Origin of the sequence: Actinoallomurus vinaceus (assembly GCF_039542055.1) — a bacterium.
GTDB lineage: Bacteria > Actinomycetota > Actinomycetes > Streptosporangiales > Streptosporangiaceae > Actinoallomurus > Actinoallomurus vinaceus.
In genome coordinates this window covers 242537-269529 of the sequence record NZ_BAABHK010000009.1, presented here as the reverse complement: position 1 = coordinate 269529, position 26993 = coordinate 242537, and the positions used below count along the sequence as shown (strand labels likewise).

Here is a 26993-nt window from a genome sequence, read left to right as displayed (position 1 = left end):
GCCGTGAGTCGGAGGAGTGCGGGGCGGCTGCGGCTGGCCATCATCGGATTGGTCACCACGCTCGTCATCGTCGGCGGCGCCGTCGCGCTGTACGTCCACTTCCGCCCCTACCTCCACGGCACCAACTGCGAGGCCCGTACGAACGCGGGGGTCATGCCGCTCGACCTCGACCAGGCCGGCAACGCCGCGACCATCGCCGCCGTGGCACTGCGCAAGAAGCTCCCCGAAGACGCCGTGGTCATCGCGTACGCGACGGCGCTGCAGGAGTCGCACCTGCGCAATCTCGAGAGCGGCGACCGCGACTCGGTCGGTCTCTTCCAGCAGCGTCCGTCGCAGGGGTGGGGGACGGTCAACCAGCTGAAGGACCCGGTGTACGCCGCGAACCGGTTCTTCAGCGCCCTCGTCAAGATCAAGGACTACAGCGGCCTGCCCGTCCACGAGGCGGCCCAGAAGGTCCAGCGCAGTGCGGACGGCAAGGCGTACGCCCGGCACGAGGAGGACGCGCGGATCATGGCCGCGGCCTATACCGGGCGCGTGCCCGGCGCCGTGCGGTGCTGGTATCCCCCGAACAAGCGCAAGAAGCAGGACGACCCGCGGCAGGCTCTGGACGCCCTGGACAAGGCGCTGAAGCGCAAGGACACCGGCGACGGGATCACCGCGGCGAACGCCCGTGCGGGCTGGACCATGGCGACCTGGATGGTCGCGCACGCCCAGCCGTTCGGGCTCCGCGAGGTGCGCTACGCCGGTAAGCACTGGCGGGCGGAGCAGGGACACGATGGCTGGACGCAGGACAAGGAGGCGCCCGCCGGCCGGGTCGTCATCCGCTGAGGCCGGCCGCGTCGGCCGTACGGAGCCAGCCGTGGGCGCGGGCCGTGGCGGACGCCGTCCGCAGCAGCCGGGCGACGGTGGGGGTGGTGCCGCTGCCGCGGGTGAGCAGGTGGATCTCGACGGTGGTGGCCGGGGTCAGCGGGCGCCAGACCAGGTGGGCCGGCAGGCTGCCGGCGGCGGACTGCCCGACGATGGACACGGCCTTGTTCTGGGCCACCGGGGTGTGCGCGGCGTCGAACGACAGCCGGCGCGGTTGTAGCCGTGGAGACACGCCGGCGCTTCGGAGGATCTCCATGATCGCGTCGTGGTGGCCGGGGTTGGCCTCCCGGGCGTGCACGAGCAGGGTCTCCTCGCCGAGGTCGGCGGTGGCCACCGCGCGACGGTCGGCGAAAGGGTGTTCGGCGTGCATGAGCACGCCCTGCGGTTCGAGTCTGAGGGTGGTGCGCACCAGGTCGGGTAGGGGCGGCGGGCAGCGCACCAGGCCCGCGTCGAGGGTCCCGTCGGCGACGCCGCCGACGATGTCGGCCGTGGACAGCAGCCGGGTGTCGACCGTGATGGCGGGGTGCCGTTCGGCCAGGGCCGCGAGCAGCTCGGGGGCGGTCTCGTAGCCGAGGCTGGCGCTGTAGCCGATGGTGAGGGTGCCGTGCTCGCCGTCGGCGTAGGCGCGCACATCGCGCCACAGCCGGTCGGCCTCCTCGCACAGGGCCGCCCCGCGCTCCATCAGCATCCGGCCGGCCTCGGTGGGCTCGACGTACTGCGTGGTCCGGTCCAGCAGCCGCACGCCCAATTCCTGCTCGAGTTGCCGGACGTGGCGGCTCAGCGCGGGCTGGGCGATGTGCAACTGCTCGGCGGCACGGGTGAAGTTGCGTTCCCGCGCGACGGCCAGAAAGCAGCGAAGGCGGTGAAGATCTGGCACGCGAGGCATCATACCGGGGTTCCGAGCTGCACTTATGCCGCACCGTTCTAAGCCGAGAAACAACAGGTCTTTCCCTTCGCAGACCGGCGCCGCCTAGGTTCGAGACGTCAGAAAGGGACTCCCCGAGAAAGGCGCAGGAAATGACCTCCACGCTGAATGCCGACGACGTCACGACGCAGAGCAAGGCCGTCGTCCTCGATTACATGAACGCCCTCACCGACGGCGACTTCGCGGTCCTCCGCCGTTTCTTCGCCCCCGAGGCGACCTGGACGCTGGCGGGCGACCTGCCGTTGTCCCGGACGTGGACCGGGCCGGACGAGATCCTCGGCGAGTTCGTGCCGGCGATGGTGTCCCGGCTGGTGCCGGAATCCATGGAGCTGGAGTTCACGGGTGTGATCGCCGAGGGCGACCAGGTGCTGGCCGAGTGGAACACCCGTGCGCTGAGCAGGTCCGGCGGGCGCTACGACCAGCACTGCCTGGCGATCTTCACCGTCCGCGACGGCAGGATCGCGGCGGTCCGCGAGTACTTCGACACCCTGCACGCGAAGAACGTGGTTTTCGGCTGACCTGTCGGCCCGCCCGTTCGTCCATTCCCGTACACCCCGAAAGAGGCTCCTGATGAAGGCGATGCTTCCCGGTTCAGCCGCCGACAAGCCGGTCATCCTCGGTGAGGCCACCGAGCCTGAGCCCGCCGCCGACGAACTCGTGGTCGCCGTGGAGGCGTACTCCGTCAACCGCGGCGAGACGTTCCAGCTCGACGGCGCACTCGACCGCCGCTGGCCGGGCTGGCGCCCGGGCAAGGACGTCGCCGGCACCGTCGTGCGCGCCGCGGCGGACGGCACCGGGCCCGCGGCCGGCACCCGCGTGGTGGCGCATCCACCGGCCTACGGCTGGGCCGAGCGGGTCGCCGTGCCGACGTCGAGCGTCGCCGAACTGCCCGACAGCGTGGACGCGGTGACCGCGGCGGCGCTGCCGCTGGCCGGGATCACCGCGCTGCGGCTGCTCCGTGCGGCGGGCCCGCTCGCCGGCCGGCGCGTGCTCCTCACCGGCGCCAGCGGCGGCGTCGGCCATTACGTCACCGAGCTCGCGGCCGCGTCCGGCGCCGAGGTCACGGTCGTCAGCGCCACCCGGGAGCGCGGCGCCCGGCTGCTGGAGCTCGGCGCGACGGACCTGCTGACCTCGGTGAACGAAGCGACGGGCCCGTACGACGTCGTGCTGGAGTCGGTCGGAGGCGACAGCCTGCCCGCGGCACTCGCGCGCCTGGCCCCGGGCGGTCTGCTGGTCTGGTTCGGCCAGGCCAGCCGTACGCCCGTGACGCTCGACTTCTTCGACTTCTTCAAAGGCCCCGGCCAGGGTGCCATCAGGCACTTCGACTACACGGTGTCCGACGCGACCTACGGCCGGGACCTGGCCGCGCTCGTCAGGCTGGTCGCCGGCGGCCGCCTGCACCCCGAGATCGGCACGGTGCTCGACTGGAGCCGCACCGCCGACGTCATCACCGACCTGCGCGCCCGCAGGATCCGCGGCAACGCGGTCCTCACGGTCGGCTGACGCGGCGAGGAGCCCGGTGACGCGTCGCCCTCCGGCGAGGGAGACGCGTCACCGGGCTTCTACCGCGGGGCGGCCGGCACATCGGAGGACGATCATGTGGGTGGTTGTCACGACGAGGAGGGGACCACGACTTCTACAGCGGGCGCACCACCCGGATGGGTGATGCGGCCTTGTCGACGCAGCCCTCCTCACCTGTTCGCGTGATGTCGCCGTCGATGCACGAGCTGATCAGATCCCCCCCCACAGGGGAACGCGACTCGTCAGGAAGGGGCGGACACATGCGAATCGTCGTCGCGGGCGGGCACGGAAAGACCGCTCTGCTGCTGGAACGTGAGCTGACAGCGGCGGGCCACACGGTCCTGGGGCTGATCCGCGAACCGGAGCAGGCCGCAGATGTGGAAGCGGCGGGAGCCGAGGCGGTGGTCCTCGACCTGGAGTCGGCCGACGTCGACGCGGTGGCGGCGGCCCTTGATAGCGCGGACGCGGCCGTTTTCGCCGCGGGGGCGGGTCCGAACAGCGGCGCGCTCCGCAAGGACACCGTCGACCGGGGCGCCTCGGTGTTGCTCGCCGACGCCGCTGAGAAGGCCGGTGTACGACGGTTCCTGCAGATCAGCCTCAAGGCCCACGGCGGCCGGGACCGATGGCGCCGCGTCGCGTACATCACGGCCGACGTCGCCTTCGACGGCGTGGTCTGGGACACGAAGACGCGCGAACACCCGCTGACGCACGCCAGGGTCACCGTCGAGACCAGCGAGCAGCGAACCTTCCTGACGCCGTTCAACCGACATCGAAGTGGTCGACGCGTTGACCGCTTAGCTCCCCTGAACAGTCCCGTGGCTCCCCGGCCCGGACGGGTGCCGGTGTCGGGTGGGTCCAGCTATCGGGACCGGGCCACAGCGTCGGTCACTCACGGTCCGCGACGTGACGGAGCAGGGCCAGAACCTCCGTGTCGAGACGCCGGGCGACGGACAGGGACTCCTCTTCCTGGTAGATCGAGACCGAGCTGGCGACGGAGTCGTAGACGAGCCGGGCGCCACCGTCTCCTGTCTCCCGCACAAGGATCGTCGCAGGACAGCTCACTCCGGCGTCCGGCAGGAAACGGACCAGTTCTCCCGTGGCGGCGGGCATGTCGACCAGGAGTCTCAGCATCCGCCCGGCCTCGGGCCGCCCAGCCGGTCCGAGGCCGACGTCGAGCTCGCCAAGACCGACGAGCCTGGCCGGCACCGGCGTACCGTTGGCCCGTCGAACGCGGAGTCCATCGCTCATCAACACCAACCCATGCCCGTCGCCCGGCTCGGAGCGGCCGAGGTGTTCGCGGATCTCCTCGACGACGGCGGCGAACGGCCGCTCGGTGTTGATGACGTGCCGTTCGAGGGGGATCCGGAGCGCATATTCGCTCGCCATGGTCGGTGACGTCCAGCCCGCCCTCACTCGCCGACGAGGGTCGCCTGCAGGCTGATCTCAGGGACGCCCACGAGCGCCCGGCTCACCGGGCAGTTCGCCTTGGCCGATGCGGCGAGTTCACCGAACGCGGCCTCGTCGATCCCGGGAACCCGCGCCCTCGTGACGAGCTCGATCTTCATGATGGTCGGGACGCCGTCGATCGGGCGCAGGGTCACCGAGGCGTCGGTGTCGATCGACTCTGGCGGGAAACCCGCCCCGGCCAGGGCGTTGGCGAGGGCCATCGAGAAGCAGGTGGCGTGGGCGGCTCCGATGAGCTGCTCCGGATTGGATCCCGGGCCGCCCTCGAACCGGGACTTGTAGGTGACGCCGCCGGTGATGCTGTCCCCTGCGGTGAAGGTGCCGGATCCGCTGGGGATGTCACCGTTCCATGTGGCGTGTGCTCTCGAGACGGGCATATCTCCTCCTTCGTCGTGGCTTCTGGTCGCTAGTGGTCTTCGCCGGCGGCGATCTGCGCGGGCGGATTTAAGTGGCGCGGAGGTCGTCAGAGGATCTCGGCCTCGTCGATCCGGCGTCGTTCGAAGACGAGCCGTACCGCAGCGGAGCCCTCGTCGACGGCGGTGGCTACGCGTTTCACGCTACCGCTGCGTACGTCGCCGACGCAGAACACTCCTGGCTCGCTGGTCTCGAAGGGCAGGGGCCCTCGTCGCTCTCACGGGCCCCATTCTGCGGATCACGCTCGGCCGTGTATCTCGCATGAATAGGTGAGGAAGCGTGCGGGTCCTCACATGGGACTTTGAAAAAATGACCGACCCACACTCTCCCGCAGCGGCCTCCGGCGCCTTCCTCCTCGGCGGTGACCTGCCGGTGCACCGCCTCGGCTACGGCGCGATGCGCATCACCGGGCCCGGCGTCTGGGGCGAACCCCGCGACCCCGGCGAAGCGATCCGGGTCCTGCGTCGCCTCGTCGACCTCGGGGTGACCTTCATCGACACCGCCGACTCCTACGGCCCGAACGTCAGCGAGCGACTGATCAGGACGGCCCTGCACCCCTACCCCGACGACCTGGTCATCGCCACCAAGGGCGGCTTCATCAGGCCCGGGCCGAGCCAGTGGGTCCCCAACGGCCGGCCGGAGTACCTGCGGCGGCAGACCGAGCAGAGCCTGCGCAACCTCGGCCTCGACCGCATCGACCTGTACCAGTTGCACCGCATCGACCCGCAGGTCCCCGTCGAGGAGTCGCTCGGCGAGCTGAGCCTGCTTCAGCAGGAGGGAAAGATCCGGCACATCGGCCTGTCCCAGGTATCAGTGGCCGAACTCGAGCAGGCCCGCCGGCTCGCGGAGATCGCGTCGGTCCAGAACCGCTACAACCTCGCCGACCGCGACTCCGAGGACGTCCTGGAGTACTGCCAGGCAGCGGGCCTCGCCTTCATCCCCTGGTTCCCCATCGCGACCGGCCGCCTCGCCGACCCCCACGGCCCGCTGGCCGCCATCGGCAAGTCCCACGGCGCGACGCCCTCCCAACTCGCGCTCGCCTGGCTGCTCCGCCGATCCCCGGTGATCCTCCCCATCCCCGGAACCTCAACGGTCGCCCACCTCGAGGAGAACGTCGCGGCCGCCTCGGTACGGCTGTCGGACGAGGAGTTCGAGACCCTCACGAAAGCCGCCTGAGGCGAGTGGTACATCGGCGGCCGTTGCCGTCGCTCGCCGGGCCTCGGAGCCTGCCGTCAGCGCCCCGAGGCCCGGATGCTCACCTGTTCTAGGCGTCCAGGAACTCGTGGACGTCGGCGGCGAAGGCCTTGGCGTGCTGGTACAGGAAGCCGTGGGCCGAGTCCGGGTAGATCTTGACGGACGCGTCGGGGATCAGGCTCGCGGTGAGGTACGAGTACCAGGGAAGGATCATCGGGTCGCTGTCGCCGTTGGCGATGAACACCGGTTGCTCGATCGCGGCGAGCCGTTGCAGGAGCCCGAAGTTCGGCGTTCCCCACTTCAGGACCGCGTCGTACTGTGCGTTGCGGGTCCGCCAGTCGGTCGGCTCGTCCTGTCCTTCGGTCCGCCCGTAGATCCGGCCCATGGCCTGCCGACCGGCGGCCCTGCTGGTCGGCGAGTCGGCGAAGAAGACCCGCAGGAACCCTTCTGGTCCGGTCGTCGGTTCGCCGACCGCGGTCATGACGTCGGGCGCCCAGCCGTGCATGCCCGGCGCTCCTTGGGGTGCGGTGGAGGCGAGGACCACCTTCGCCACCAGCGACGGCCGGGCGAGTGCGATCTCCTGGGCGACGAAGCTGCCGATGGAGAACCCGAGCAGGTCGATCCGGTCGAGGCCGAGCGCCTCGGTGAACAGGATCGCCCCGTCGGCCATCTCGGCGAAGGTGCCGGGGGTGGACCCCGTCGTCGCGGCCACGCCCACGTTGTCGAAGGTGATGACGTCCCGCGAGGCGGCCAGCGCGTCGACGAGCTCCGGGTCCCAGTTGTCGAGGTTCCCGCGGAAGTGCTGCAGGAGGACGAGTGGACGGCCGCCCTGCGGGCCCAGGCGCCGGTACGCATAGGTGACTCCGTTCGAGCCCTCGACGGTGGAGGTCTCGGCTTTCAGGTACTCCATTGGTCTGCTCCGTTGAGGTGATCGTGTGTCCGGTGGCAGCGGGCCTCGTTGGGCCCGCCGCCGCTATTCCGGGCGTCGCGGGTCATCGCGGTCGTGGTCATGAGCGGGGGCGTGACGGGTCCGATCACTCGTTACCGTCACACGATCGCCGCGTCCGATCGCTCACCCGAACAGGTGAGACCTCTCCTCGGTACGTTCGCCGGCATGAGGCGCCTGCACTCTGGTCACATGGACCTGCTCCGAGGCGGCCGGCGCGGATGAGCGGCCTTGAGCCGCCATGCCGGTCGCGTGCTCATGCTCCGGTGATCTGTTCGTGGTACTGGTTGCTGAGCTGGGCTCGGGAGCGTACGTCGAGCTTGGTGAAGATTGATCGGGCGTGGGTGCCGACAGTGTTGGTGGAGACCTGCAGTTCGGCGGCGATCTGCTTGTTGGAGTACCCGCTGCCCATCAGGCGGGCGACGGTGCGTTCGGCCTCGGTCAGCGCCGCCCAGCCGAGCGTCGGGGCAGGCTCGGTGACGGCCCAGCGGGCGCGGCGGACCCCGGCCTTCCGCAGTACCTTCTGTACGCGCAGCATCGGAGCCAGGGCACCGGCCTGCTGGTAGGCCTCCCAGGCCAGGTCCAGCTGAGTGATCCCGCGGGTGCGTCCGTCCGCCGCCAGCAGGTGGGTGCCCAGTCCCTCTCGTGCCCAGGCCGCCAGGAGCGAGCGGGGGCCGGCGGCCAAGACGTCGACCGCGCGCTGGAGCAGGGCGGGATCCCGCTCGACGAGTCCCCTGATGTGGAGCGCGATGCCCTCGAAACTCGCCACGCCGGGGTTGCGGGCCGCGCCGGTCTCGGCCAGGGCCAGGACCTCGTGAAGGAACTCCGGGTCGTCGGCGGCGACGCCGATCGTGGTCAGCACCGGCAGCCATCCCGGTTTCCAGGGCCAGGCGTCGCGCTCGTCGGAGGCCGCGCGGACCAGGGGTGTCAGCAGCCGGACCGCCGCGGCCGGCTCCCCGGTGGCGGCGGTCAGCCAGCCCCGGGCCAGCAGCAGAGGCGGCGCGTGAGCCTCGTCGGCGGCGGCCGGCCCGTTCCCGTCGAGGGCGAGCTCGCGCCGGGCGTCCTCCGGCCGGGCCCGGTAGATCGCGACCATGCTCACGATCGAGGCGGCCTCCAGCTCGCACATCCGGGAGCCGAGCTCTCGGGCCAGGGTCAGCAGCGTCCGCGCCCCCGCCTCGGCGTCGTCCAGGCGGCCCAGGTTGAAGCCCTGCCAGATCTGGGCGTACAGCAGCGCCGGGCGGGCCGAAGCGGGCTGGTCCACCGACTCGCTCCAGGCCTGCTTCAGCAGCGCCTCGGCGTCGCGGTAGCGGTCCAGGTGCTGCAGCGCCATGATCTCCTGGGCGAAGAACTCCGGCTGGTTCTCGGCGCGCAATTGGCGGAAGTACGCCAGGGAGGCGGCGTGATCGGCCCCATTGCGGGTGATCTCGGCGAGCGCGTGCAGTGCGGTGATCCGCGCCTCGTGGTCGCCGAGCCGCCGAGCTTCGGCCAAGGCGGCCTCGGCCCGCGGGCGCGTCACGGCGGCACCGCGCAGCCGGGAGTCGACCAGCGCCTGCAGCGCGTTGAGCCGAATCCGCATCGGCCCGGTCAGATCGCTCCTGGCCAGTACCGAAGCGCACCGCGCCGACGCCTCCTCCCAGCGACCGGCCAACCACAACGCGCGGGCCAGCCCGAGCTCGACGCGCGACACCGACTCCCCGTCGTCGAGGTGGGCCAGGACCAGGTCGCCGACCTCGATCGCGTCGTCACAGCGCTGGACCAGGCCGAGAACGCGCACGCACCGCTCCCCCAACTCCGGATACGACCGGTCGGTGGGCCGCAGCGCGCGGAGCGCGGTCACCGCCAGCTCCCCGGCGGTGTGCGGGGTCGGTGCGACGAGATCGGTGGCGGCCCGCATGATGATCGCCGCGCACTCCGTCTCGCCGGGTTCGATGCCCTCCCGGGCGTGTGCGGCGATCACCGCGGCCCCGGCGCCTCCGGCCGCAAGATGCCGAGCGCAGTGGCGGTGCAGTGCGCGCCGGGTGGGTTCGTCCAGGTCGAGGTAGACGGCGTCGCGTACCAGGCGATAGCGGAAGGCGATCCTGCCGTCTCGGCGGTCGAGCACCCCCGCCTCGACCGCCTCGTCCAGGATCGTGGCGGTCTCCGCCGGGGAGGCGCCGATCAGGGCCTCCGCGTCCCGAGAAGCCGCCGGCCGGCCGAGGACGGCCAGCACCCTGACCAGGTCGACGGCCCGCGGGCTGAGGCGGACGAGGGTGTGGTGGACCCCGTGGGCGACCCGCCGCGGCACCGACAGCCGTACGGACTGTTCGGGGCCCTCGTGGTGCCCGGCGCGCACGCTGTTCACAGCGTCGATGATCTGGACGGCGAGGAACGGGTTGCCGTCCGCCTGGGCCAGAATCTCGGCCGCGTCACCGAACCGTTCGCCAAGCCGATCCCTGCCGATGTCCAGGACCGCGTCGGCCGTCAGCGGCGGAAGCTCCATCCGCTCGACCGCGATCTGACCGGACCGGGAGCCGCTGAGGGTGCCGAGATCGTCGAGGACACCGTCCGGCGCCACGCGCCCTACGAGCAGCCAGACGATCGGGAGAGCGGCCAGGCGAAACGGCAGGGTTCGCAGCAGGAACCGGGTGAGCTGGTCGGTCCGCTCCAGATCGTCGATGGTCAGCAGGACGGGCCCGGCGGCCGCGGCGGCCTCCAGCCGGTCGCTGATCGCCTCCAAGAGCACCAGCGGTTCGTCGACCTGCACGGCCAGGTCGATCAGTTCGTCGCCGCTGAGCAGCGGCTGAGGACCGTGACGCAGCGCCATCAGCAGGGGTGCCCCTGGGGAGAGCCGCCCCACGTTGTCGGCGTTGGCGCTGCCGGTCCGGAACCGCAGCGTCACAGCCTCCGCGGCGATCGCGCGGGCCAGCGCCGACTTGCCCATGCCCGGCTCGCCGGTGACGATCAGGACCTGTCCGTGCCCGCCGCGAGCGGTCGCGCGGAGCCTGTGCAGCACCGTCGTCATCTGCTGAGCCCGGCCGCGGAGAACCTCCGTGGCGACTCCAGCACGCCGAGCCGCTCCGGTCGGCACGGTCAGCCGTGCCGCGGGAACCGGGGACGCCTTGCTCGCTGAGGTCCTCATCGGGCTGTCCATCGTTCCGTCTCCCCACGCCGCCGTGGCTTGTGTCGGCCTACGCCTCAGAGCTTCGGTCAACGGCGTGCCGGCCCGAATCACTCGATCGAGCCATAGCTAAGGGCGCCATCACCCGCTGGTGATTACCCGTAAGCACCTATTACGCTGATCTGCGGCGCCGGAAGGAGGCCACCGATGAACAGAGAACGCTGGTGGCCCTGCGAATTCCGGGGCCGGTCACCAGAACTCCGGCTCATCGAGCACGAGCTTCGGCGGGTGGCCGACGGCACCGGCAGCGCCATGGTCGTCACCGGCGGAGCCGGCATCGGCAAGACCCGGCTGCTGGCCGAGGCCCAGGCCGTCGCCGACCGGCTCGGCATCCGGGCCGGAGGCGTCACGGCCGAGCCCAACGACAGCGCCGTCGAGATGTCCACGCTGCTGTCGGCACTCTTCGACGGACACGAACCGCTGCTGTCCCGCGACGAGCTCCCCTCCGCGCCGCCGCAGCCCGACCAGCGGTTCTGGCTGCTCCGGGATCTGGAAGCGATCCTGGAGAAGGCCGCCCTCCACTCGCCGCTCGCCGTGTGCGTCGACGACGCACAGTGGGTCGACGCCGGCACCGCCGCGGCGCTGCGCGAGCTGCCGCTGCGGCTCCGGGACATCCCGATCGCCTGGATCATCGCCGCCCGGCCGGCGCCCGAGTCGAGCCCGATCGCCCGCACCCTGGACTACCTCGAAGGCCGGGACCTGTGCAAGGTCACCCTCGAACCACTGCCGGCCGAGGCGGTCACCGACATCAGCACGGACATCCTCGGCGCCGAGCCGGGCCACAACATCCGCGCCCTGGCCGACAAGGCCGACGGCAACCCCTTCCTCCTCGTCGAGACCCTCCTGGGCCTGCACGAAGAGGAGCGTGTCGAGATCACCGGTGGCCTCGCCGACGTCCGCGAAACCCGGCTCCCCCGCCGCGTCTCCCACAAGATGCGAGAACGCATCGCGCTCCTGTCGCCCTCAGCGCGGGAGGCGGTCATCGTCGCGGCCTCCCTGGGACGGCGCTTCTCCTTCACCGACCTGGCCCAGCTGCTCGACTGCCCGACCTCCGACCTGCTGGCGCCGGTCGGCGAACTGCTGGACGCCGACCTGTTCGTCGAACGCGACACCAAGCTCGCCTTCTGGCACGACATCACCCGGGACGCGGTACGCCGCAGCGTCCCGGCCAGCGCACGCAGCGCCCTCGACCGCCAGGCCGCCGGGGTACTGCTGGAACGCGGCGCCCTCCCGGTCGAGGTCGCGCACCAACTCGCCGGCAGCGCCGAACCAGGCGACGAAGTCGCCATCTCGACCCTGTTGCAGGCCGCCAGAACCGTCGTCGCCACCGACGCGGCCTCCGCCGCCGACTTCGGCCGGCGAGCGCTCGACCTCGCACCCCGCCAGCACCCACTGCGCGGCGAGATCGTCAGCGTCACCGCCGTGGCCCTGCACGCGGCCGGGAACTCCACCGAAGCCGTCGAGTTCACCGACGTGGCGCTACGCGACACCCTGCCCGTCGAACAGGAGGCCCAGGTCCGGCTCGGCATCGCGAACATGTTCGCCATCTCCGCCGACGTCCGCGTCGCCACCATCCGCAAGGCCCTGAACCTGCCGGGCATCTCGCCGCCGATGCGGGCCGCGCACCTGGCGTCCCTGGCCTACAACCTGCTGGTCACCGGACGGCTCAAGGAGGCACGGCTCGCCGCCCCCGAGGCGCGCGCCGCCCTCGCGGTGACCGGAGACCCCCGCGCGTCCCTCATCCTCAACGTCACCGAGGCCGGGATCGCCTACGCCGAGGAACGGTTCGCCGAGTCGTTCGAGCTGTTCACCAACACCGCCCGCGAAGGCCTGGCCGCGGGTGAGAACAGCACCCTGATCCGGATGCTCCAGATGTACTGCGGCGAGATGCACTCCCACTTCGACCGCGAGGACGAGGCATTCACCATCGCCAGGGAAGGAGTGACGGCCGCCCAGCGCGACCGCCAGGGCTTCACCTACGAAATGTACGAAGTCTGGCAGGCGCGGCTGTGCCTGCGATTCGGGCGCATCTCCGAGGCCGCGGCCATCCTCGAAGGCCGCTTCGAACTCGAGGACGGCACCCGCGCCGTGGCCGCGCTGGACGGCGCCGGCCTGTGCGCCATGGCACGGGCGGCCATGCACATGGGCGACACCCGCCAGCTGCGCCGCGCCGCCGAGATCGCCAAGGTGATGCTCGAACACGGAACCCCGGCCAACCAGCGCCACGCCGCCTGGATGCTCGCGCTGACCTCCGTCGGCGACAGCGACATGGCGGCCGCACGCCACTGGCTGACCCACCTCGACGGTCCCCCGGTGCTCCCCCGCTTCCCGCAGGACGTCACCGACGAGATGATGCTGGCCGGAATCGCCGTCGCGACGGGCGACACCACGCTCGCCGAGCTCGCCCTCGGCAACACTCGAAACCGAGTGCTGATCAACCCCCCGTCACAGGCCATCGAGGCGACCCGGGCCTACGTCCACGGCCTGCTCGCCGACGACCAGGACGACCTCCGCGCCGCCATGGACGGGTTCGAACAGTGCCGTCGGCCGCTGGAGCGGGCCATGGCGACCGAAGCCCTCGGCAGCAGCCGGCTCACGGCCGACCACGAGACCGGGACGGCCCTCCTCGGCCAGGCCCTCACCCGCTACACCGACCTCGGAGCCGCCTGGGACGCTCGCCGAGTCCGCAGCCGGCTACGCGACCTCGGCATCCACCGCCGCCTCGTCGTCCGCGAACCCGCCACCCACGGCTGGGCCGCCATGACCGCCGCCGAAGCCTCGGTAGCACGACTCGTCGCCGAAGGCCTCACCAACCGCGAAGTCGCCGAACAGCTCTTCCTCTCCCCCCACACCGTCAACAGCCACCTCCGCCACGTCTTCACCAAACTCGGCATCAAGTCCCGAGTCGGACTGGCCCGGCTCCAACAGGACGCCGGCGCGTCCGCCGCGGGCAGAGGCGGTGCAGGTCAGAGCTAGACGCCGAGGCCGCGGCCGATGATCTCTTTCATGATCTCGGTGGTGCCGCCGAAGATGGTCTGGATGCGGGAGTCGAGGTACGCCTTGGCGATCGGGTACTCGGTCATGTAGCCGTAACCGCCGTGCAGCTGCAGGCAGCGGTCGATGACCCGGTTGCACAGCTCGGTGTTCCACCACTTGAGCATCGAGGCCTCCTCGGTGCCGAGGCGGTCGGCGACGTGCTCGGTGATGCACCGGTCGGTGAAGGAGCGGGCCACCGTCAGCTCGGTCTTCATCTCGGCCAGGGTGAACCGGTTGTGCTGGAAGCGGCCGATCGGGCGGCCGAACGCCTCCCGGGTCTTGCAGTACTCCAGGGTCTGCTCGAACGCCTTCTCCGCACCCGCCAGGGCCGTCACGCCGATCGACACGCGCTCCCTCGGGAGGTTCTGCATGAGGTGGACGAACCCCTGTCCCTCCTCGCCGAGGAGGTTCTCCCGGGGCACGCGGACGTCCTCGAAGTACAGCTCGGCGGTGTCCTGGGCGTGCATGCCGATCTTGTCGAGGTTGCGGCCGCGCTCGAAGCCCTTCATGCCGCGTTCGACGACGAGGAGGCTGATGCCCTGGTGCCCGGCCTCCGGATCGGTCCGCGCGACCACGATGACCAGGTCGGACAGGACGCCGTTGGAGATGAACGTCTTCTGCCCGTTGAGGACGTAGTGGTCGCCGTCGCGTACGGCGGTGGTGCGGATGCCCTGGAGGTCGGACCCGGCGGCCGGCTCGGTCATGGCGATCGCGGTGATGATCTCGCCGGAGCAGTAGCCGGGGAGCCACCGCCGCTTCTGCTCGTCGGTGGCCAGCCGGTTGAGGTACGCGCCGTTGATGTCGTTGTGCACCGCGAAGCCGGGGCCGTGGATCCCCGCGCGGGCCAGCTCCTCGTTGAACACGACGTAGTAGCGGTAGTCGGGGTCGCCTCCGCCGCCGTACTCCTCGGGGATGTCGATGCCGAGCAGCCCCTGCCGGCCGGCGGCCAGCCACACGTCGCGGGAGACGACGCCGTCCTTCTCCCACTGCGCGTGGAACGGCTCGATCTCCTTGCTGATGAACGACCGCACCATGTCGCGGAAGGCCTCGTGCTCATCGGTGAAGATCTCGCGCCGCACTCTCGGCCTCCCTCGGTTCGAACCGACCGGCTCTCGAGTAATTTATCACTTACATACCGGTCACTCCCGGCCGTTGAGAGCCGCGATCGGCCGATAGGGGGCGCGCCGTGGCTCACGGCCGGCCGGCGTCGTGCCGATCCCCGGCGTCACGCCGATCGAGCCAGGACTGCAGGCCGTCGAGGAGCCGCTCCACCCCGAAGGCGAAGTTGTCGTCCTGCATCTCATTGACGTTGATCGTCCTGTTCTCCTGCCACCACGCGCCGTAGTTCGGGTATTGGGCGGCGACCTCGTCGATGTACGGCCGCATCTCGTCGATCACCTCGTCGGCGGTCTTGCCCGACGGGGCGATCGACCTCCGCCACGCCGCCTCCGTCGTGGCGGAGCCGATGGCGTGGGAGAGCAGCAGCGAGCTGGCGTAGGCGACCGGTACGCCCGTGAAGCCCGCGGCCGTCAGCATCCCGACGACTCGATCGCTCATGCGCATCGCGTTGGGGCCCATGTTCGGGCGGACACCGAACAGGCCGGTGACCCAGGGATGGCGGAGGATCATCCCCCGCATTCCATGCGCTATGGCGGCGGCCGCGGTCCGCCAGTCCGCCGCCTCGACCTCCGGGACCTCGATCTCCCCCATGATCTCGTCGACGACCAGCTCGAGCAGTTCGTCCTTGGTAGCGACGTACCAGTAGAGCGAGGTGGCACCGGCGGCCAGCCGGCTGCCGAGACGGCGCATGCTCAGGCCGTCGAGCCCCTTCTCGTCGAGCAGCTCGATGGCGGCGCGCACGATCTGGTCGCGGCTCAGCGTCGGCTGGGCGCCGCGTGAGCGCGGCGGCCGCGTCCAGACGGAGTTCGCCATGGGATCAGCGTTCGACGACATTCGACGTCCTTTACCGGAGTGGCCTGCCATGCCAGCCTACCGGCGCTCGCACAGTGTGCGAGATTTCTCGTACACCGTTCGACACCGATGGTACGGTGTTCGAGAAAATCGCACACCGTACGAACGGACGCTCATGTCGACCTCTCATCCGCGCCGCTGGTGGATCCTCGGCGTGCTGTGCCTGAGCCTGCTCGTCCTCGTCATCGACAACACGGTGCTCAACGTCGCCATCCCGTCGCTGATCCGGAACATCCACGCGAGCAGCTCCGACATCCAGTGGATCATCGACGCGTACATCCTGGTCTTCGCCGGGCTGCTACTCACCGCGGGCAGCCTGTCCGACCGGCACGGCCGGCGCCGCGGACTGATCATCGGGCTGGTCCTGTTCGGAGGCGCGTCCCTCGTCGCCTCCTTCGCGAGCAGCCCCGGTCAGCTCATCGCCGCCCGCGCCGCCATGGGAATCGGCGGCGCGTTCCTGATGCCGGGCACGCTGTCCATCCTCACCACCGTCTTCGACGACACGGAGCGCAAGAAGGCCATCGCCATCTGGAGCTCGGTCCTCATGCTCGGCGCGGTCGGCGGCCCCACCCTCGGCGGCTTCATGCTGCAGCACTTCTGGTGGGGCTCGGTCTTCCTGCTCAACGTGCCGATCGCCGCACTCGGCATCGTCGCCGCGCTGCTGATCATCCCCGAGTCCCGTGGGCCCGCGGTCCGCCCCGACCTCGTCGGCGCCCTCCTGTCCATGGTCGGCATCACCGCCCTGGTGTGGGGGGTCATCAACTCGGCCAAGGACGGCTCGTCCTCCGCCCAGACGCTCGGCGGGTTCGCCGTCGCCGTCGTGGCGCTCGTCGCCTTCGCGCTGTGGGAGCGGCGCTGCCCGGAGCCGATGCTGCCGCTGGCCCTGTTCCGCGACCGGAACTTCAGCGGCGCCAGCCTGTCGATCGTCCTGCTGTCGTTCTCCGCCGGCGGCGTGCTGCTGGCGCTCACGCAGTACCTGCAGTTCGTGCTGGGGTACGGGCCGATGAAGGCGGGGACCGCGCTGATCCCGCTCGTCATCACCGCGATGGCCTTCAACGGCATCGGCGTGGTGGTCGACAAGCGGTTCGGCGCCCGGGTCGCGCTCGCCGCCGGGCTCATCTTCCTGGCTGCGGGCTTCGGGGTGCTCTACTCGATCGCTCCGGGCGACGGTTACCTGAAGCTCTCCATCGCCCTCGTGGTCATCGGCGCGGGCAGCGGGACCGCGGGACCTGCCGCCTACGGCACGCTGCTGGGCGCGCTGCCTCCCGAGCGGGCCGGAGTCGGCTCGGCCGTCAACGACACCGTCCAGCAGGTCGGCCAGGCGCTCAGCGTGGCCATCCTGGGCAGCGTTCTCACGGCGGCCTACACCTCCGCCATGCCCAAGAGCGTCACGGGCCCGGCGCGGCACTCGATCGGCGAGGCCCTCGCCATCGCGGCGGCACGCGGCGACGCGACGCTGGCCCGGACCGCGAAGGACGCGTTCGTCGACGCGATGTCCGCCACCTCCATCGTCGGGGTGTTCGGCGGCATCGCCGCCGCCGTGCTGGCCTTCTCGGTGCTCCGCCCGAAACCCCGCCCCGAACCGGAGAAGACCGCCGAACCGGCCGTCGAGAGCAACGCATGATCACGGCGGTCTGACCTCAGCCCATGCGCGTGATGCTCGCCGAGGACGGCATGCTCTTCCGGCGTGGTCTCACCCGGCTGCTCGAGGACGCCGGGATCACCGTCTCGGCCGCGGTGGGCGACGCGACCGCCATGCTCACCGCGGTCCGGGCCGACCCACCCGACGTGGCGATCGTGGACGTACGGATGCCTCCCGGCTTCCGGCTGGAAGGACTCGCCGCGGCGCCGCGCCTGCGGGCGGAACACTCCCGCGCCGCCCTGCCGACGCCCGCCACCGCCGCCACGGGATGCTCCCCGGCGAAGGCGGGGCGCGACCGGGGGCACGCGCGGGGTGGGTCAGGCGGTCAGCCGGGCGACGGCGGCGTCGACGCGCTCGTCGGTGGCGGTCATGGCGACACGCACGTGCCGAGCGCCCGCCTCGCCGTAGAACTCGCCCGGGGCGACGAGCACGCCCAGCTCGGCCATCGCCTTCACGGTGTCCCAGCAGGGCTCGTCGCGGGTCGCCCAGAGGTACAGGCCCGCCTCGGAGTGGTCGATGCGGAAGCCGTACGACTCCAGGGCCGTACGGAGGACGGCGCGCCGGCGGGCGTAGCGGGCGCGCTGCTCCTCGACGTGCGCGTCGTCGCCGTAGGCGGCCGTCATCGCGGCCTGGACCGGCGCGGGCACGATCATGCCCGCGTGCTTGCGGACCTCCAGGAGCGCGGCGACCAAGGAGGGGTCGCCGGTGATGAGGCCGGCGCGGTACCCGGCGAGGTTGGAACGCTTGGACAGTGAATGCAGGGCGAGCAGGCCGCCGTGGTCTCCGTCGCAGACGTCCGGGCGCAGGACGGACACCGGCTCGGCGTCCCAGCCGAGCTCGATGTAGCACTCGTCGCTGATGACGATGGCGCCGCGCGTCCGCGCCCATGCCACGACCTTGCGCAGATGCTCGGCCGGCAGCACCTTGCCGGTGGGGTTCGACGGCGAGTTGATCCAGACGATCTTCGGCGTCTCCGGGCCCAGGGAGAGGAGCCCGTCGACGGCCCGGGACGTCGCGCCGGCCAGCCGCGCGCCGACGTCGTACGTCGGGTAGGCGAGTTCGGGGAAGGCCACGGTGTCGCCGGGGCCCGCGCCGAGCAGCGTGGGCAGCCAGGCGACGGCCTCCTTGGTGCCGATGACCGGCAGGATCGCGGCCGGGTCGGCCTCGACGCCGAGCCGGCGGGTCAGCCAGCCCGCAACGGCGTCGCGCAGTTCGGGGGTGCCGTACGTCGCGGGGTAACCCGGCGCGTCGGCCGCGTCCACCAGCGCCCGCCGGACGATCTCGGGCGTGGGGTCGACCGGCGTGCCGACCGACAGGTCGACGATGCCGCCGGCGTGCTGCCGCGCCTGCTCCTTGTACGGGGCCAGCAGGTCCCAGGGAAAGTCCGGCAGCGTCTTGATCATCTGTCCCCCACCCATCGCTCGCTCACGCTTCTCACTCGCTCCGTGTCCGGCCTTCGTCGTGCCGGAGGCGCGCAGAACAACACCGGCCGGCCGGACGCTCCGCTCGCCGCAGCGCGTTCGTTCGAACGTCCGCGCGCCGCCTGCCACTGACGGGCAGACGGCGCGCCTCGGCCTGTGCTGAACTCACGCGTCCGGAAGGCGCCGGGCGCGTGGGCTCAGGCGTCCTCGCCCTGCGGCGGCAGAGCCGCAACGACCGGGTGGTCCTTGTCGATCTTGCCGACCTTGGACGCCCCTCCCGGCGAGCCCAGATCGTCGAAGAATTCCACGTTCGCCTTGTAGAAGTCCTTCCACTGATCCGGCGTGTCGTCTTCATAGAAGATCGCCTCAACCGGGCACACCGGCTCGCAGGCGCCGCAGTCGACGCACTCGTCCGGGTGGATGTAGAGCATGCGCTTGCCCTCGTAGATGCAGTCGACGGGGCATTCCTCGATGCATGCCTTGTCGAGCACGTCCACGCAAGGCTGCGCGATGACGTAGGTCACGTCCTACTCCTCAACGTCTGTGGCCATCGCCACGCTCGCAGCGGTGTCATTACCTAGTATTGCTGCTGTCAGTCAGCGCTTTCACCATGGGGGGCGTCACATCGGACCGCGTTTCTCCGCCCGGTATGTCATTTCGATCGCTCCGTCCGACATCGGACGTCGCGTGTCGCTCCGACGCCGCCTTGCCAGCGGATCGTACAGCGACGTCGTCGGTGAGCTCCAAGGATGGGCGGACGGCCGGCTGACCGTACGCCGCCGGGACGGCTCGATCGTCTCGGTGCCCGAGGCCGAGCTGGTGGCGGGCAAGACCGTCCCCCCGCCGCCCCCGCGCCGCGCGCCCCGAACCTGACCCGCCCGCCGGTCACGCGGTTCAGCGGATCAGCGGCGCTCGCGGGATGCTCACTTGATGTCGTGCATGAACGTCGTCACGACGCAGGTGACCTCGTCGTCGGCGTCGCGGCCGATCCAGGTCGGATAGAGGCCGTCACCCGCGCCCGAGTGGGTGACCGCGATGGCGTGGCCGGTGGCCGGATCGGTGACGACGGCCGGTACGACGTCCCAGCCGCGGGACACTTCGGTCAGGTTCTCCCACGGGTCGTCCTGCTGCGCGAAGGCGGTGTTGGCACCCATGTCCACGAAGCAGGCCAAGCCGGTGTCGACCGGGTAGCCGTAGAGCACCTCGGGGTCCTCCTGCCCCTCCAGCAGCGCCGGTTCCCAGGCGACCGCAGGGGTGTCACGGACGACGATCCGCATGGCGGCGATCTCGCTCCAGGTGCCCTCGGGGTGATCGGCCATCGCCGTGGTCAGCCTCGCCACCGAGACCGGATGGCGGCCGGGCTCGATGTGTTCGGCGAGGGCCGGCAGGTCGGAGCCGACGAGCATCGGATCGCAGACGAGGACCCGCCCGCTCGGCATCGACAGCTCGCCCAGGTACTCGACCGTGATCTTCTGGAGGAAGTCGTACGGATCGCCCACGATCGTGGTGCCCGTGTCCCGGTAGCTTCTGCCGTCCGTGAAATACGCGGACAGGTCGGGCGGGGCGACAGGCATGGACTCTCCCGGAGAGCGCGCGAAGGCGGACAACGTGGAGTGACTATAACCACACGTTGATCATGTTTCGGGATACCGCGATCGGGCCCCTGACCGTCCGGCAGGCATGACCTCGCCGACCGCCGAGCCTGTCGACTGACGTGCCGACGGCGGCGATCGTCTTCACCATCAACGGCACGCCCATCCGAGGCACGCCGTACGGCCCTGCCGCCGGGGCGGGTGGCACGTCGCGCCTGCCGGACTGCGGGCTGCGCACCGAGCACTTCGACGACTCCGGCACCCGCCGACGCCGTCGGACGAGTCGGCCCCGGCCAGGTAACGACCGGTGAGCCGGCCGCCGGAAGCCCAGGCACGGGCCCTCGCCCGAGCCGCGCTCATTCGCGCCGGTCAGGGAACGGCGGACCGGGCTCGCAGCGGCTGGTGGCCGGTCACCGGGCCGGCCAGTCGGGGACCTCCGCGGGCAGGTCCTGGCTGACCTTCATCGGGAAGTCCGCCGGGCGTTTCTCCAAGAACGACGTCACTCCCTCGGCCGCGTCCGGTGCGGACCCGAGCGTGTACATCAGGCGGGAGTCGGCCCGGTGCGCGTCCCACGGTGAGGACAGGCCCAGGCCGGACCACATCAGCCGCCGCACGGCCGCGACGGCCACCGCCGAGGTGTTGGCCGCGATCTCCCCGGCCAGGGCGTAGGCCGCGTCCAGGAGTTCGTCCGCGGGATGCACGGCGGACACGAGCCGCCCGCGGAGCGCCTCCTCGGCGCCGAAGACCCGGCCCGTCGCGGCCCACTCCATGGCCTGGGAGATGCCGACGATCCGCGGCAGGAACCAGCTCGACGCGGCCTCGGTGACGATGCCGCGCCGGGCGAACACGAAGCCGAACCTCGCACCGTCGGCGGCGAGCCGGATGTCCATCGGAAGGGTCATCGTGACGCCCACGCCCACCGCCGGCCCGTTGATCGCCCCGATGACCGGCTTGAGGGACCGGGCGATCCGCAGGGCGACGGTGCCTCCGCCGTCGCGGGGCGCGCCGTCCTCGAAGGTGTCCTCGCCGCCGAACATCTCCTTGGCGGCCTTGTAGTCGAAGGTCGAACCGCCGCGCTCGAGGTCGGCGCCGGCGCAGAAGGCCCGGCCCCGGCCGGTGACGACGACCGCCCGCACGGCGTCGTCCGCGTCGGCGCGGTCGAAGGCGTCGATCAGCTCGCCGCGCATCACGAGCGTGAAGGCGTTGAGCCGCTCGGGCCGATCGAGCGTGATGGTGGCGATCCCGTCGGCCACGGTGTAGTCGATCTCGGTGTACGTCACTGCTGCTCCTCGTGCCCGCGAACGAATACAGAATCGGATTCTAGAACGCTCGGCCCGGCGGACCGGTCCACCCGCCGGCGTCACCCGCCGCCCCGGCGGAGCGCGTGGCGGACCGAGTCCTCGTCGGCGAGCGGTCCGCCCCGCTGGGCGGTCCACCCCGCCGGCCGTCATGCGCCGCCGCCGGCGGAGCGGGCGTGGGCCGAGTCCTCGTCGGCGGGGCAGCCGACCACGGGTGGCATCGCCGGAGCGAGGACCTCCCGGCTCCAGTCGGCCACGGTGCCGGCGTAGCCGTCGGGCGGGGCCACCTCCAGCGTCGTGGCCGAGCTCGTCACGAGTCGCGTGATGACCGGGCGGCCGTCCAGGTAGGGCGTGGCGCCCCAGAAGGCCCAGAAGTCGTCGGGCTCGATCTTCGGATGGTCGTCGAGCCGGCGCGTGGGCCGTGCCGGGCGCTCCCGGCACCACCGCCACTGGTCGGTCAGCAGCCGGGACGCGACCGCGCGCAGGAGGTTGAGCGCGGGCAGGTCCTGGGCGCAGGCGACCTTGTCGATCGCGAGGTCCGGCAGCCCGAACCGCCGCAGTCCGAGGAGGGTGATGCGCAGGCACCCGCAGGCGGTGGGGTCACCGCCGGGCGGATGCAGGCGGCGCGCCGCCTCGTCGACGTCGTAGCGGGTGCCGAACCACTGGTCGCCCATGCGGAACCAGCCGCGCTCGGCGCGGGCCAGGCCGTCGCGGAGGAGGACCTGCCGGGCCTGCGGGTCGATGAGGACGCCGCCCGTGGCGTCGGCGAGGGCCCGCGCCACGGCGCGCGCGACCTGCTCGCGGTGCGGCTGCTCCACGGTCAGCGCCTGGTGCACGAGCAGGATCTGGTGGGAGGACTCGCGGATGCGCCGCCGATCCTCCTCGCAGGCCAGGACGTCGTCGAGACGCCAGGTCGCCTCGCCGGCGTCGATGGTGAAGATGCCGAGGCGCGGGGTCTTGAGCGCCTCGATGGCCGGTTTGCGGAACGGCTCGGGCACGCGCCACGGGACGACCGCGTAGGGGTCGGCCGGCGGCTCGCTGGTCGCGATCACATAGTGCGAGGTGACGACCTCGGGAACGGACAGCACGAAGGGGGACATGACCGCCTCCTGGTGTTCGTGGTGGACGGGCGCGCGCTCCGCGGCTCAGGCGGCGGTGCGGCGTGGCGCCTCGGGGACGTACGGCATGGCCAGGTCGACGACGTCGTTCCACCACAGGGCGGCGGGGGCGTCGAAACCGGCGGGCGGCCCGGCGACGAGATAGGGCAGGGCGTCGGCGCCCTCGGGCGGGGCGGGCCGCAGTCGGACGCGCACGGGCGCACCGGCGGCGCCGGCCGGCTCGGCCGCCCAGTAGCGCCACACGTCGGCACCGTCCACCCGCGTCTCGGCGGGGATGCGGCGGCACCGCGCGCCGGGGTTGCAGGCCAGCCACGCCCAGTGCTCGTCGAGGAGCCCCACGGCCAGGCAGCGCAGCAGCGTGACGGCCGCGAACAGATTGCCGCCGGGGACGCCGGCGGCCTCCAGCTCGGGAAGGCCGAAGCGGTGCAGCCCGGCGGTCACGAGGCGCAGATCGCCGCCCCCGTCGCCGCCCTCTCCGCCGCCCCCGTCGCCGTCCTCCTCGCCGGTGATGAAGGTCGCGAGCCAGTCGTCGGCCAGGCAGAACTCGGGATGCTCGGCACCGAACCGGAAGGCGTGCGGCAGCACCTGGTGGGACCAGGCGTCGTAGACGACGCCGTCGCAGGCCTCGGCGACGACCCGGGCGACCTCGCGGGCCGCCTGCGCGTGCTCGGGCTGGGAGACGGGCGGGGCGTGCCCGGTGATGACGATGTGATGCCGGGCCTTGTCGAGGAGGTGCGCCTGCTCCGGACGCGCCCAGGCGGCGCTTCCGAGCAGGTCGGCGTAGCCGGACTCGGCCGCGGGGCGGCTGCGGAACCGCAGGAGCGACGAGCCGAGCAGCTCGGCCGCTAACGGCAGTCGCACCCGGCCGCGCGCGGCGGCCGCCGGGTCGTCGAGCGGATGCGCGGTGGCGACCACGAAGGGGGCCGTCACGGACTCGGGAATCGTCAGGTCGATCACGAAAGCCTCCGGGAATCGGTCTCCCGGCAAGCCTGACCCGGCGCGCTCGGGCGCCGTAAGCCCTCCGCCCCGGTCTGTGGATAACCCACTTCCCGAGGAGAAGGATCCTGACCCGGACGTGACACGAGTCACTACTAACGATCCAGGATTCGAGACGTTACGGCACCTGCGAGCTTTGTCCTATATGTTTCGGCTCATGCAATGGGCCGTGGCGACGTACGACACCGCGTTCGGGTACGTCTCCGCGCACGGCGCGCCGCTGCTCGACCTGCTCGATCCTCAGCCCGACGAGCGCATCATCGACCTGGGCTGCGGGACCGGCACGATGACCGTCGAGATCGCCGCGCGCGGCGCGGAGGTCCTCGGCATCGACGAATCGGTCGAGATGGTCAACGCGGCGCGATCCGAGCACCCTCACCTGTCGTTCGCCGTGGGCGACGCGCACGACTTCACGATCAGTGAGCGGTACGACGCGGTCTTCTCCAACTCGGCGCTGCACTGGATGTCCCGTGCCCCCTCGGCGGTCATCTCCAGCGTGCACGCCGCCCTCCGGCCGGGCGGGCGGTTCGTCGCCGAGATGGGCGGGGCGGGCAACTGCGCCGAGCTGATCGCCGCCGTGCAGACGGCGTGGCGCGTCTTCGGCCTGCCCGAGCCCGAGCTGCCCTGGTACTTCCCCACCCCGGCCGAGTACGCCGCCCGGCTCGAGGAGGGCGGCTTCGTGATCCGGCTCATGGAGTACTCCGACCGGCCCACCCGCCTGGCCGAGTGCCCGGACGGCGCCGCCGACTGGGTCCGGCTCTTCGCGCCGGAGTTGATCGCCGAGGTCCCCCCGGAGCTCGCGGGCCCGCTTCTCGACCGGGTGAACGAGCTCGCCGCGCCCGCCCTGCGCCGCGAGTCCGGCTGGATGGCCGACTACGTACGGCTCCGGTTCGCCGCCGTACGCAAGCCCGGCGGGGACGAACTCGTCCAGCCGCCGGCCCCGCAGGCACCGCCCGCTCCTCAGCCGCCACCCGCCCCGCAGCCGCCGCCGGCCCCGCACGGGCACCCCGCCACGCAGGCACCATCGGCGCCGCACCTGAGCGTCTCCCCGGAAGGCTGAGCGCCTCCGGGCCTCCGCTCCGCAGGCGCAACCCGTGCCGCACAGCCGAGCGCCTCCTCGGAAGGGGAAGCGTCTCCACCTCCGCCCTACAGGCGCCGGCGCTCCGCATGGCGGAGCGTTTCCCCGGAAGGGTGAGCGTCTCCGGCCCTCCGGCCCGCAGGCGCACCCCCCCGGAGAGCCGAACATCCCCTCTGGCGACTCTGGAGGGACGGTCGGGTCGCCGGGAGATGGGTACTGTCGTCCGCATGCTGCGCCTGTACGACTCCGGAACCGGCCGCGTCGCGGAGGTCGTCCCGGCCCGCCCCGGGCTCCTCCGGGTGGCCTGCGCCGACGACCTGCGCGCCCAGGTGGTCGGCGACCTGATCCGCCGTCTCGCCGGACACCACCGGGTGCGCGCGGTGGGGATCTGGAACGCCGTGCCCGGGGCGCCGGACCTGGGGGTCCGCCCCGCCCAGCTGCCCTCGGGACCGGCCGACGTGCACGTCGGCGAGACCGTTGGACGCTGGGACCCGGCGCCCTGGGACGGCCTGGACCCGCTCGCCGTACGCCTGGCGCTGCTGGAGACCCACTACCGGGCGGACGTCGCCCACTCACGGGCGGACCTGACCCGGGCCGACGCCTCGCTCACCACGTGGCGGCGCGGCGTCGCCGGCTGGGCCGAGTCGCCGGGACGGCCGCTCGACCGTTCGTACGTGGCCGAGGCGGTCGCGCGCCTCGACGACGACCTGGACACTCCCGCCGCACTGTCGACGCTGTCCCGGCTCGCCACGGACGAATCGGTACCACCGGGGGCGAAATTCGAGACCGCGGTCGCGCTCGACATGATTCTGGGGCTCGATCTGGTCCGGCTGGTCGGTCGTCTCTAATCCGGGATAAGTCCCGGACCGATCCACCGGTTCTTGGGAACCTCTTTTCTTGCCCCTACCGCCTCAGTAAGCTCATGAGGTAATTTGCCCCGATGCCCGGGAATTGACGATGCGATTCCGCTTGTGCGTCGGCACACTGACCCTGGTGGGCCTGCTCACAGCCTGTGGAGGCCGTGCGGCCGGCGGCTTCCATCCCAGCGGGCAGGTCCAGGCGGATTCACCCACTACGTCCTCATCCCCCGGCTCCGCGCCGCAGTCCGACGGCACGGCGGGCACGGCGGGTCCGGCGGGCTCTCCGGCGGCCGGTGGCGGCCCGCTCCCCAGGACCCCGCAGTCCGCCCTCACCGCCTACCGCGAGTACCAGCTGATGTACGAGCAGGCGTACGAGGCGAACGACACGAGCCGGCTCGACGCGGTCGCCATGGACCCCCTTCTGTCGATCATCGACAAGGACGTCGCGAAGGTCCGGCGACAGGGTGTCTTCTGGCGATTTCACAATGTGCTGAATCCGCGTGTTCAGGGCAGTTCCAGCGACGACTCGATCGTCGTGATCCTCGACTGTGTGCGGACCCTCGGGTCGTACCGCTTCTCCGCCAAGACCGGAAAGCGACTCGCGGCCTGGCACGACGGCAGCCACCTCTATCAGGCGATCATGCGCTACACCGACGGCACCTACAAGATCTCCGACGCGACGGAGGGCAGGAAATGCTGACCAGACGATCCTCCATCGCCGTTCTGCCGATCCTCCTCGCGGGCGGCGTCGTCGGCCTGGCGGCCGGGACGGCGTCCGCGGCACCGCTGTGCCTCCCCAACGCCTGCGCCCACAGCGGCGGCACCGTCCCCGGCGGTGGAGGCGGCACCGGTGGCGGGGGCGGAGGCGGCGGTGGCGGGGGTGGGGGCGGCGACACCGGCCCCGGCCTCGGCTGCCCGACCGTGGGCGGCCAGGTGGTCTGCGCCCCGGGCGGCGCCGCGCCCCAGGCCGCACCGCACGTCCCCACGATCGACGTCGCCTACGACGCCCGCGACAACCTCCAGCTGCCCGTCCCGAAGATCGGCACGGCGCCGAGCCCGCGCACGTACATCCGGATGACGACCGGCCTGTGGGTGGACGACGTGGGGAACAAGACGGCACAGGCCACGGTGCCGGGCCAGCAGGTGACGGTCACCGCCTCCCAGCCGATCGTGACCTGGAGCATGGGCGACGGGAAGAGCGCGACCTGCGACGGGGCGACTGCGGGCACGCCCGGCGGCACCGACTGCGGCTACACCTACGACAAGTCGTCGGCGAGTCAGCCGGGCGGCAAGTACACGGTCACCGCGACCATCAGCTACTACGTCACCTGGGCCTGCCAAGGCGCCGAGTGCGACACCGCCGGCGGGGTGTTCGGGCGGATGAACGGACCCGCCGGAAACCTCGCCCTCGCGGTCGGCGAGGTCCAGACCAAGTCCCAGCCCGGCTGATCCACGCCGCCCCGGAGGAGGAGCGACCGGTGTTCCGACCACGC

Annotated in this window: 25 protein-coding genes and 2 pseudogenes; 14 read left to right on the top strand and 13 right to left on the bottom strand. The window is 71.6% G+C overall.

The genetic code is table 11. The features are described 5' to 3' along the window. Positions 1–3: 3 nt before the first annotated feature. Positions 4–828, top strand: coding sequence for a hypothetical protein (locus ABEA24_RS30140; RefSeq protein ID WP_345434548.1), 825 nt, complete (start codon positions 4–6; stop codon positions 826–828). Here the strand turns inward: ABEA24_RS30140 and ABEA24_RS30135 are convergent. After that, positions 818–1744: a LysR family transcriptional regulator gene (locus tag ABEA24_RS30135; RefSeq protein ID WP_345434547.1), complete on the bottom strand. Its 927-nt coding sequence runs from the start codon at positions 1742–1744 to the stop codon at positions 818–820. The two genes, ABEA24_RS30140 and ABEA24_RS30135, sit on opposite strands and share 11 nt — an antisense overlap. Positions 1745–1884: 140 nt before the next feature. Between ABEA24_RS30135 and ABEA24_RS30130 the strand changes: the two genes are divergently transcribed. From ABEA24_RS30130 to ABEA24_RS30120, 3 genes and pseudogenes are all read left to right on the top strand, one after another. Then, on the top strand, positions 1885–2310 hold the full coding sequence (locus tag ABEA24_RS30130; protein WP_345434546.1) for a nuclear transport factor 2 family protein: 426 nt from the start codon (positions 1885–1887) through the stop codon (positions 2308–2310). A gap of 52 nt (positions 2311–2362) precedes the next feature. Further along, entirely contained in the window at positions 2363–3295 is a 933-nt protein-coding gene (locus ABEA24_RS30125) for a zinc-binding dehydrogenase (RefSeq protein WP_345434545.1), read from the top strand. Positions 3296–3450: 155 nt separating this feature from the next. Then, positions 3451–3852: pseudogene (locus tag ABEA24_RS30120) on the top strand (NAD(P)H-binding protein); the annotation flags it as partial. Between the two features lie 346 nt (positions 3853–4198). On the opposite strand, the gene ABEA24_RS30115 reads toward ABEA24_RS30120, so the two are convergent. Beyond that, positions 4199–4699 (bottom strand): hypothetical protein, encoded by a 501-nt coding sequence (locus tag ABEA24_RS30115; protein WP_345434817.1) that lies wholly within the window; start codon positions 4697–4699, stop codon positions 4199–4201. A 23-nt stretch (positions 4700–4722) separates the two neighbouring features. After that, a complete protein-coding gene (locus tag ABEA24_RS30110) occupies positions 4723–5154 on the bottom strand; it encodes an OsmC family peroxiredoxin (RefSeq protein WP_345434544.1) in 432 nt (143 codons plus the stop codon). A gap of 346 nt (positions 5155–5500) precedes the next feature. On the opposite strand from ABEA24_RS30110, the gene ABEA24_RS30105 reads away from it, so the two are divergent. After that, a complete protein-coding gene (locus ABEA24_RS30105) occupies positions 5501–6367 on the top strand; it encodes an aldo/keto reductase (protein ID WP_345434543.1) in 867 nt (288 codons plus the stop codon). 88 nt (positions 6368–6455) lie between these two features. Here ABEA24_RS30105 and ABEA24_RS30100 read toward each other — a convergent pair whose 3' ends face one another. Further along, entirely contained in the window at positions 6456–7295 is an 840-nt protein-coding gene (locus tag ABEA24_RS30100; protein ID WP_345434542.1) for an alpha/beta fold hydrolase, read from the bottom strand. A gap of 292 nt (positions 7296–7587) precedes the next feature. After that, positions 7588–10449 carry a helix-turn-helix transcriptional regulator gene (locus ABEA24_RS30095; protein ID WP_345434541.1) on the bottom strand — a complete coding sequence of 954 codons (2862 nt, stop codon included), beginning with the start codon at positions 10447–10449 and terminating at the stop codon, positions 7588–7590. Positions 10450–10635: 186 nt separating this feature from the next. On the opposite strand from ABEA24_RS30095, the gene ABEA24_RS30090 reads away from it, so the two are divergent. Then, positions 10636–13464 carry a helix-turn-helix transcriptional regulator gene (locus tag ABEA24_RS30090; protein WP_345434540.1) on the top strand — a complete coding sequence of 943 codons (2829 nt, stop codon included), beginning with the start codon at positions 10636–10638 and terminating at the stop codon, positions 13462–13464. On the opposite strand, the gene ABEA24_RS30085 is transcribed toward ABEA24_RS30090, so the two are convergent. Then, complete coding sequence (locus tag ABEA24_RS30085; RefSeq protein WP_345434539.1) at positions 13461–14603, bottom strand: acyl-CoA dehydrogenase family protein; 1143 nt, start codon at positions 14601–14603, stop codon at positions 13461–13463. The genes ABEA24_RS30090 and ABEA24_RS30085 overlap by 4 nt on opposite strands. Before the next feature lie 112 nt (positions 14604–14715). Continuing rightward, positions 14716–15456, bottom strand: a complete 741-nt coding sequence (locus tag ABEA24_RS30080) for a TetR/AcrR family transcriptional regulator (protein ID WP_345434538.1) — start codon at positions 15454–15456, stop codon at positions 14716–14718. Between the two features lie 154 nt (positions 15457–15610). On the opposite strand from ABEA24_RS30080, the gene ABEA24_RS30075 reads away from it, so the two are divergent. Both ABEA24_RS30075 and ABEA24_RS30070 read left to right on the top strand, forming a co-directional pair. Next, a complete protein-coding gene (locus tag ABEA24_RS30075; protein ID WP_345434537.1) occupies positions 15611–17119 on the top strand; it encodes an MFS transporter in 1509 nt (502 codons plus the stop codon). Between the two features lie 23 nt (positions 17120–17142). Then, positions 17143–17307 (top strand): annotated as a pseudogene (locus tag ABEA24_RS30070) (response regulator); the annotation flags it as partial. 147 nt (positions 17308–17454) lie between these two features. Here ABEA24_RS30070 and dapC read toward each other — a convergent pair. Both dapC and fdxA read right to left on the bottom strand, forming a co-directional pair. Continuing rightward, complete coding sequence (gene dapC, locus ABEA24_RS30065; protein WP_425551248.1) at positions 17455–18540, bottom strand: succinyldiaminopimelate transaminase; 1086 nt, start codon at positions 18538–18540, stop codon at positions 17455–17457. Positions 18541–18755: 215 nt separating this feature from the next. After that, the gene (gene fdxA, locus ABEA24_RS30060; protein ID WP_345434536.1) at positions 18756–19082 is read right to left on the bottom strand and encodes a ferredoxin; all 327 of its coding nucleotides are present in this window, start codon (positions 19080–19082) and stop codon (positions 18756–18758) included. Positions 19083–19101: 19 nt separating this feature from the next. On the opposite strand from fdxA, the gene ABEA24_RS53730 reads away from it, so the two are divergent. Further along, positions 19102–19431, top strand: a complete 330-nt coding sequence (locus ABEA24_RS53730; protein WP_425551247.1) for a putative acetyltransferase — start codon at positions 19102–19104, stop codon at positions 19429–19431. 50 nt (positions 19432–19481) lie between these two features. Here ABEA24_RS53730 and ABEA24_RS30050 read toward each other — a convergent pair whose 3' ends face one another. Continuing rightward, on the bottom strand, positions 19482–20132 hold the full coding sequence (locus tag ABEA24_RS30050; protein ID WP_345434534.1) for a DUF4241 domain-containing protein: 651 nt from the start codon (positions 20130–20132) through the stop codon (positions 19482–19484). 140 nt (positions 20133–20272) lie between these two features. On the opposite strand from ABEA24_RS30050, the gene ABEA24_RS30045 reads away from it, so the two are divergent. After that, positions 20273–20461 carry a hypothetical protein gene (locus tag ABEA24_RS30045; protein WP_345434533.1) on the top strand — a complete coding sequence of 63 codons (189 nt, stop codon included), beginning with the start codon at positions 20273–20275 and terminating at the stop codon, positions 20459–20461. Between the two features lie 99 nt (positions 20462–20560). Here ABEA24_RS30045 and ABEA24_RS30040 read toward each other — a convergent pair whose 3' ends face one another. From ABEA24_RS30040 to ABEA24_RS30030, 3 genes are all read right to left on the bottom strand, one after another. Continuing rightward, positions 20561–21430: an enoyl-CoA hydratase-related protein gene (locus ABEA24_RS30040; RefSeq protein ID WP_345434532.1), complete on the bottom strand. Its 870-nt coding sequence runs from the start codon at positions 21428–21430 to the stop codon at positions 20561–20563. A 167-nt stretch (positions 21431–21597) separates the two neighbouring features. Further along, positions 21598–22548 carry a hypothetical protein gene (locus ABEA24_RS30035; protein ID WP_345434531.1) on the bottom strand — a complete coding sequence of 317 codons (951 nt, stop codon included), beginning with the start codon at positions 22546–22548 and terminating at the stop codon, positions 21598–21600. A 45-nt stretch (positions 22549–22593) separates the two neighbouring features. Next, complete coding sequence (locus tag ABEA24_RS30030; protein WP_345434530.1) at positions 22594–23523, bottom strand: hypothetical protein; 930 nt, start codon at positions 23521–23523, stop codon at positions 22594–22596. 196 nt (positions 23524–23719) lie between these two features. On the opposite strand from ABEA24_RS30030, the gene ABEA24_RS30025 reads away from it, so the two are divergent. The 4 genes from ABEA24_RS30025 to ABEA24_RS30010 all read left to right on the top strand — a co-directional run bounded on the left by ABEA24_RS30025 (position 23720) and on the right by ABEA24_RS30010 (position 26949). After that, entirely contained in the window at positions 23720–24622 is a 903-nt protein-coding gene (locus ABEA24_RS30025; RefSeq protein ID WP_345434529.1) for a class I SAM-dependent methyltransferase, read from the top strand. Between the two features lie 245 nt (positions 24623–24867). Then, positions 24868–25488, top strand: a complete 621-nt coding sequence (locus ABEA24_RS30020) for a hypothetical protein (RefSeq protein WP_345434528.1) — start codon at positions 24868–24870, stop codon at positions 25486–25488. 109 nt (positions 25489–25597) lie between these two features. Next, complete coding sequence (locus tag ABEA24_RS30015) at positions 25598–26200, top strand: hypothetical protein (protein WP_345434527.1); 603 nt, start codon at positions 25598–25600, stop codon at positions 26198–26200. Continuing rightward, positions 26194–26949, top strand: coding sequence for a hypothetical protein (locus tag ABEA24_RS30010; protein ID WP_345434526.1), 756 nt, complete (start codon positions 26194–26196; stop codon positions 26947–26949). The genes ABEA24_RS30015 and ABEA24_RS30010 overlap by 7 nt, the downstream gene beginning before the upstream one ends. Positions 26950–26993: the final 44 nt, after the last annotated feature.

Excerpts from the sequence above, each read along its gene's own strand:
- ABEA24_RS30130 (WP_345434546.1), top strand. The coding sequence starts at position 1,885 with ATGACCTCCACGCTGAATGCCGACGACGTCACGACGCAGAGCAAGGCC.
- ABEA24_RS30125 (WP_345434545.1), top strand. The coding sequence starts at position 2,363 with ATGAAGGCGATGCTTCCCGGTTCAGCCGCCGACAAGCCGGTCATCCTC.
- ABEA24_RS30115 (WP_345434817.1), bottom strand. The coding sequence starts at position 4,699 with ATGGCGAGCGAATATGCGCTCCGGATCCCCCTCGAACGGCACGTCATC.
- ABEA24_RS30110 (WP_345434544.1), bottom strand. The coding sequence starts at position 5,154 with ATGCCCGTCTCGAGAGCACACGCCACATGGAACGGTGACATCCCCAGC.
- ABEA24_RS30105 (WP_345434543.1), top strand. The coding sequence starts at position 5,501 with ATGACCGACCCACACTCTCCCGCAGCGGCCTCCGGCGCCTTCCTCCTC.
- ABEA24_RS30100 (WP_345434542.1), bottom strand. The coding sequence starts at position 7,295 with ATGGAGTACCTGAAAGCCGAGACCTCCACCGTCGAGGGCTCGAACGGA.
- ABEA24_RS30095 (WP_345434541.1), bottom strand. The coding sequence starts at position 10,449 with ATGAGGACCTCAGCGAGCAAGGCGTCCCCGGTTCCCGCGGCACGGCTG.
- ABEA24_RS30090 (WP_345434540.1), top strand. The coding sequence starts at position 10,636 with ATGAACAGAGAACGCTGGTGGCCCTGCGAATTCCGGGGCCGGTCACCA.
- ABEA24_RS30080 (WP_345434538.1), bottom strand. The coding sequence starts at position 15,456 with ATGGCGAACTCCGTCTGGACGCGGCCGCCGCGCTCACGCGGCGCCCAG.
- ABEA24_RS30075 (WP_345434537.1), top strand. The coding sequence starts at position 15,611 with ATGTCGACCTCTCATCCGCGCCGCTGGTGGATCCTCGGCGTGCTGTGC.
- dapC (WP_425551248.1), bottom strand. The coding sequence starts at position 18,540 with ATGATCAAGACGCTGCCGGACTTTCCCTGGGACCTGCTGGCCCCGTAC.
- ABEA24_RS30050 (WP_345434534.1), bottom strand. The coding sequence starts at position 20,132 with ATGCCTGTCGCCCCGCCCGACCTGTCCGCGTATTTCACGGACGGCAGA.
- ABEA24_RS30035 (WP_345434531.1), bottom strand. The coding sequence starts at position 22,548 with ATGTCCCCCTTCGTGCTGTCCGTTCCCGAGGTCGTCACCTCGCACTAT.
- ABEA24_RS30025 (WP_345434529.1), top strand. The coding sequence starts at position 23,720 with ATGCAATGGGCCGTGGCGACGTACGACACCGCGTTCGGGTACGTCTCC.
- ABEA24_RS30020 (WP_345434528.1), top strand. The coding sequence starts at position 24,868 with ATGCTGCGCCTGTACGACTCCGGAACCGGCCGCGTCGCGGAGGTCGTC.
- ABEA24_RS30015 (WP_345434527.1), top strand. The coding sequence starts at position 25,598 with ATGCGATTCCGCTTGTGCGTCGGCACACTGACCCTGGTGGGCCTGCTC.
- ABEA24_RS30010 (WP_345434526.1), top strand. The coding sequence starts at position 26,194 with ATGCTGACCAGACGATCCTCCATCGCCGTTCTGCCGATCCTCCTCGCG.